The 389-nt window shown below is 54.2% G+C and carries 1 rRNA gene; it reads right to left on the bottom strand.

The features are described 5' to 3' along the window. Nucleotides 1-262: 262 nt before the first annotated feature. Nucleotides 263-389: ribosomal RNA gene (locus H6M51_RS24310) — 23S ribosomal RNA — on the bottom strand; the annotation flags it as partial.

Here is a 389-nt window from a genome sequence, read left to right as displayed (position 1 = left end):
TGTTCGGAATGGGAACGGGTGCAGCCACCCCGCCATAACCACCAGGTCAGCTAAGGGCAATCATTGAGAAGCTGGCACAGGCGTTTGCCTGTTTTATTTGTTTGAACACGTTGTTTTGCCGGCTGCGTGGGACTTCCCATACAGGCCGGTCGGCCGTCGCGCCTCGTGGCGCGCGCCGTCCGCAGCGAAGCGACCGAGGTCGCGACAGCGTGAGGACAAAACAGATGGCTTTGTTCATCTTCGATGAACATAAGCAATGAGAACGATCAAGCCAATCGAGCTATTAGTAACGGTAAGCTTCATGCATTACTACACTTCCACACCCGTCCTATCAACGTGGTCGTCTTCCACGGCTCTGATAGGGAATACTCGTTTTCAGGTGGGTTTCC

Origin of the sequence: Rhizobium sp. AQ_MP (genome assembly GCF_014237835.1) — a bacterium.
Classification (GTDB): domain Bacteria; phylum Pseudomonadota; class Alphaproteobacteria; order Rhizobiales; family Rhizobiaceae; genus Allorhizobium.
This window is presented reverse-complemented; position numbering and strand designations above follow the sequence as displayed.